Source organism: Stenotrophomonas sp. HMWF003 (assembly GCF_003061285.1).
Classification (GTDB): domain Bacteria; phylum Pseudomonadota; class Gammaproteobacteria; order Xanthomonadales; family Xanthomonadaceae; genus Stenotrophomonas; species Stenotrophomonas maltophilia_AP.
On record NZ_QAIW01000208.1, the window covers coordinates 4,334 to 8,410 of the forward strand.

The 4,077-nt window shown below is 65.7% G+C and carries 5 protein-coding genes and 1 pseudogene; 4 read left to right on the plus strand and 2 right to left on the minus strand.

The annotated features are described in order from the left end of the window. Window positions 1–1,208 (minus strand): annotated as a pseudogene (glgA, locus tag DBR34_RS08500) (glycogen synthase GlgA); the annotation flags it as partial. A 575-nt stretch (window positions 1,209–1,783) separates the two neighbouring features. On the opposite strand from glgA, the gene DBR34_RS08505 reads away from it, so the two are divergent. Both DBR34_RS08505 and DBR34_RS08510 read left to right on the plus strand, forming a co-directional pair. Continuing rightward, window positions 1,784–2,140, plus strand: a complete 357-nt coding sequence (locus tag DBR34_RS08505) for a VOC family protein (RefSeq protein ID WP_128096464.1) — start codon at window positions 1,784–1,786, stop codon at window positions 2,138–2,140. A 132-nt stretch (window positions 2,141–2,272) separates the two neighbouring features. After that, window positions 2,273–2,752, plus strand: a complete 480-nt coding sequence (locus DBR34_RS08510) for a hypothetical protein (protein ID WP_128096465.1) — start codon at window positions 2,273–2,275, stop codon at window positions 2,750–2,752. Between the two features lie 54 nt (window positions 2,753–2,806). Here DBR34_RS08510 and DBR34_RS08515 read toward each other — a convergent pair whose 3' ends face one another. Beyond that, window positions 2,807–3,097: a hypothetical protein gene (locus tag DBR34_RS08515; protein WP_128096466.1), complete on the minus strand. Its 291-nt coding sequence runs from the start codon at window positions 3,095–3,097 to the stop codon at window positions 2,807–2,809. Between the two features lie 219 nt (window positions 3,098–3,316). On the opposite strand from DBR34_RS08515, the gene DBR34_RS08520 reads away from it, so the two are divergent. After that, complete coding sequence (locus DBR34_RS08520; protein WP_128096467.1) at window positions 3,317–3,487, plus strand: CsbD family protein; 171 nt, start codon at window positions 3,317–3,319, stop codon at window positions 3,485–3,487. 221 nt (window positions 3,488–3,708) lie between these two features. Then, a partial coding sequence (locus DBR34_RS08525; protein ID WP_128096468.1) for a hypothetical protein occupies window positions 3,709–4,077 on the plus strand: 369 nt, incomplete at its 3' end.

A 4,077-nucleotide genomic window follows, 5' to 3' on the forward strand; every position in this document is an offset into this window, starting at 1 on the left:
CCGGTGGCGTGCGCGATCGGCAGGCAGCCAAAGCGCTGCGCGTACATCTGGCTCAGCCCGCACGGCTCGAACCGCGATGGCATCAACAGGAAGTCGGCGCCGGCGAACATGCGGCGCGCCAGCGTTTCATCAAAGCCGATATAGGCCGACACGCTGCCCGGGAAGCGGCGTGCCAGTGCACGCACCTGCGCTTCAATGGCCGGCTCGCCGCCGCCGATGATCACCAGCTGGCCGCCCGCCGCCACGATCTGCGGTGCCACGTCGCAGGTGAGGTCCAGGCCCTTCTGGTGCACCAGCCGCGACACCACCGCGAACAACGGTCCCCGGCTTTCCGGCAGGCCGAAGGCACGGCGCACATCGCGGGCATTGTGGTCACGGCCTTCAAAGCTGTGCACATCGAAATGCGCCGGCAGGTGCCGGTCGGTGCGGGGGTCCCAGCTGGCATCGATGCCGTTGACGATGCCGCTCAGGTGCCCCAGCGCGGCGCGACGCGAGAGCAGGCGATCCAGGCCGCAGCCTTCGGCCGGCGCGGTGATCTGCGCTGCATAGCTGATGCTCACCGTGTTGACCTGGTCGGCGTGGACGATGCCGCCACGCAGGAACGACAGCTGGCCATGGAACTCCAGCGCCTCGCACTGCGCCTCGTCGATGCCCAGGTCGGTGGCCAGCGCGGTGGGGAACAGGCCCTGGTAGGCCAGGTTGTGGATGGTGAGCAGGCACGATGCCGTGCTGCCCTGCCAGCGCACATACGCGGCCGCCAGCGCGCACGGCCAATCATTCAGGTGCAGCAGATCCGGTTGCCATTCCATGCCCGCCTCACCGGACGCCATCAGCGCCGCCGCGCGCGACAGCGTGGCAAACCGCACCGCGTTGTCGCCCCAGGGCAGGCCGGCGTTGTCCACGTAAGGCGTCCCTTCGCGCTCGTACAGTTCCGGGCAGATCAGCACGTACACCGGCAGCCCATCGTCCAGCACGGTGTGGGCGATCACGCAGGCCGGCAGCGCTGCATGCGCCTCGGTCTGCCCCACCACCTGGATGGGCCCGGTGCGCGCCAGCACCTCGCTGTAGCCGGGAATCAGCACGCGCATGTCGGCGCGGTCGCGCAATGCGCGCGGCAGCGCGGCTGCCACATCGCCCAGACCACCGGCCTTGACGAAGTCCGCCATTTCCGAGACAACGAACAACACCCGGCGTGCCGTGTCTGGCAGCGGGGCGAAGAAACCCGAGCGTCCAAGCGATGACGCTGGACGCCGATGTCGACGCTCCTGGAGGGCATCGCACTGGGAAACGGCGTCTGCACTGGCGGCGGAAGACGCGAGGGGGAGATGGCGCGTAGGCATGGGCGACTCGATGGCAGAGAAACGCGACGCAGCAGGCTCCACCTCGAACCGGAATGGCCGGCGCAAGCAATAATCAGGAGATCACTACGAAGAGGGGGGAAACCCCAGCCATTACTTGGGGCGTGATTTGAATCTACACCCCTGCTCAATCAATGCGCCGTGAACCTGTTACGACAGTTGCGTGAAACACCCTGCTGAAATGGCATGTGCTTATACAAATGCTTAGGTGCAGCTGATTCACCACTCAGACTGAACCATTAAGAATTCCTTTTTCGTCGCACTCGCATGATGGTGCGGCAACGATCGATGGGGAGTGATACGCGCGAAACACGGGTGTCTGCTGTGCATATGTGCGTTACGCAGGCGCTGAATCCTGATGCCAGCACTGCGCAACAGCGACGACGGCGCTAGCATTCAACACACCATCCCGAATCGGAGCCCGCATGCAACAGACTGTGATTCCCCAATTGCGCATGACCAACGCCGTCGTCAGCGTGCCGTTCTATCAGCAGCTGGGCTTCACCATCGACTGGGAGCACCGCTTCGCGCCCGACATGCCCCTGTTCGTGCAGATCAGCCGCGACGGCCAGCTGCTGTTCCTGACCGAACATGCCGGCGACTGCGAACCCGGCGGCGCGGTGTACTTCCACGTGCCCGACGTGGATGCCCTGCACGCCGCTTTCGTGGCGGCTGGCGCCGCCGTGTTCCGCGCGCCGGCCGATGTGCCGTGGGGTGGCCGCGAGATGATGGTGGTGGACCCGGACCATAACCGGCTGCGGTTTGCGACGCAGGGCGAGTGAACCCACTCACGCGCCCCTTCCCCCGCTGACGGATGAACCAGTAAGGGACGGCAAGCGGCACGCGATTGAAACCCCCGCAACGGCCCGCATTGACAGGGAGCGCCCGCGGTTGGGCGCTCTCAGGAGAAATGCATGCCGCACCATGAAAAGGTCGCCCTGGCGGGCGTCATCGAACACGTCTTTGCGCATCGGTTCACCGTGCTCTGCAACGACGAGCAGGTCTACCTGGCCGATCTTGGCCCCAAGGGTGCCGAGGCGTTTCCGCTCAAGCAGGGGCTGTCCGTCAGGCTTGAGGGGGAACAGCGTCCATCGGAAATCAAAGTCGCACGCATCGCCAGGAAGGGCGGCGCCTTTGTCGCGGTGGAACACAAAAAGCCGCATCACGGCCCCAAACACCCCCACGCCGACGTGCCAGCAGACCCGCGCATCGTAGTAGCCGCGGTGAAGAAAGCGGGCTGGAGCGTCACGGGCAAGCCACAACGCAAGCCCAAGCACTTCGAAGTTCTGGCCCGGCACGATGCCGGTGACTGGACCGAACTGCATGTGGACTTTGCAGGCGCGATCTACAAGCAGAAAGCGGCCGACCACGCGAAGTGGGACCTGCCTGCCTGACCCGCCCGCACCACGCACCAACAGCGCCCCGGGTCTTCCCGGGCGCTTTAGCGGCTAGGCCGACTGCAGGTGCCACTGACGCAGCGCCGATCCTTTCAGGGCCTGCTCGCCGCAGCCGGTGGGACACCGCAGCACGCGCGCCGCCGACGTACTGACGAAGCCCTGCCCTTCGTGCGCCTTGAAGATCACCTCGCACGACAGGCAGCGCGCCACCATCGAATACAGGTGGACGATGCGTCCGCTGCTGGGGTCCTGCAACGCGCTCACATCCAGCAGATCGAACTGGCAGCTGTCGGGCAGCGCGCGCCGGGGAAGCGGATGGGAAACGGAGGTCTGCAGGTTCACGAGCGCGCGCCATGGTGGGGGTAGGAAAAACTCTAAGCGGCCCGATGTGGAGCGCGAGTGCAGATGTCGTACAGCCCACGCACTGCCGCCCGATGTTCATCGCGCGAACGTTGCAACCCTGAACCGTTTGGTATCGCGCGGCAGGATTTCACTCACGCCACACCCCCCATGCAAGCAGCATGACCACGCCCACTCTGGGCGATAAGCGAGGCGTTGAACATGGACAAGAATCGTACCGAAGGTGCAAAGAACCAGGTCAAGGACACCGTGAAGGAAGTCGCCGGCAAGGTCACGGGCGACAAGGCCCAGGAGCTTGAAGGCAAGGCCCAGAAGACCGTCGGCAAGGTGCAGAGTGAAGTAGGCAAGGCGAAAGACAACGCTCGCCACTGACCTGAGCGCACTGCTCCCGAGCTGCGGCGACGGAGCAGTAGCGGTTGCCCGAACATTGCCCATCCATCCGGCGCCCGGGGCCGGCTGCAGGTGCGACAAACCGTCGCAATCCCGCTGAAACCCGGTGACTGCGCCGCGTGGGGTGCCACATATGGCCTAGAATCCGGGCCGTGCGCTCCCCTGCTCTCCACCGCTGGCTTCACGCCTGGGCCTGTCTGGCCATGCTGCTTGTGGTGGTCGCTCCGCTGGTGAGCCGGGCGCTGGCGCATCCGCCGGGGGCTGCCGTGCAGCCACTGCATGCCCATGCCGCGCATGCCCAGCCGGGGGCTACCGCCGCAACACATGCGCACCCGATGCATCACGATGCGGCCCATGGCATGGACCACGCCATGATGGCTCCGTCAGCACACGCCGAATCAGCACCCGCACCCGCAGCCACGCCTTCTGACGATCCCCATGCGCAGCACGACATGGGCGTGGACTGCGATTACTGCGTGATCGCCGCACGGATGATCAGCCTGCTGGTCGCCCTGCTTCTGCTGATGGCCGTCGGCCCCGTGCAGTTCCGGGCCCTGGCGGGCCTGTTGGAT

Excerpts from the sequence above, each read along its gene's own strand:
- DBR34_RS08510 (WP_128096465.1), top strand. The coding sequence starts at position 2,273 with ATGCCGCACCATGAAAAGGTCGCCCTGGCGGGCGTCATCGAACACGTC.
- DBR34_RS08520 (WP_128096467.1), top strand. The coding sequence starts at position 3,317 with ATGGACAAGAATCGTACCGAAGGTGCAAAGAACCAGGTCAAGGACACC.
- DBR34_RS08505 (WP_128096464.1), top strand. The coding sequence starts at position 1,784 with ATGCAACAGACTGTGATTCCCCAATTGCGCATGACCAACGCCGTCGTC.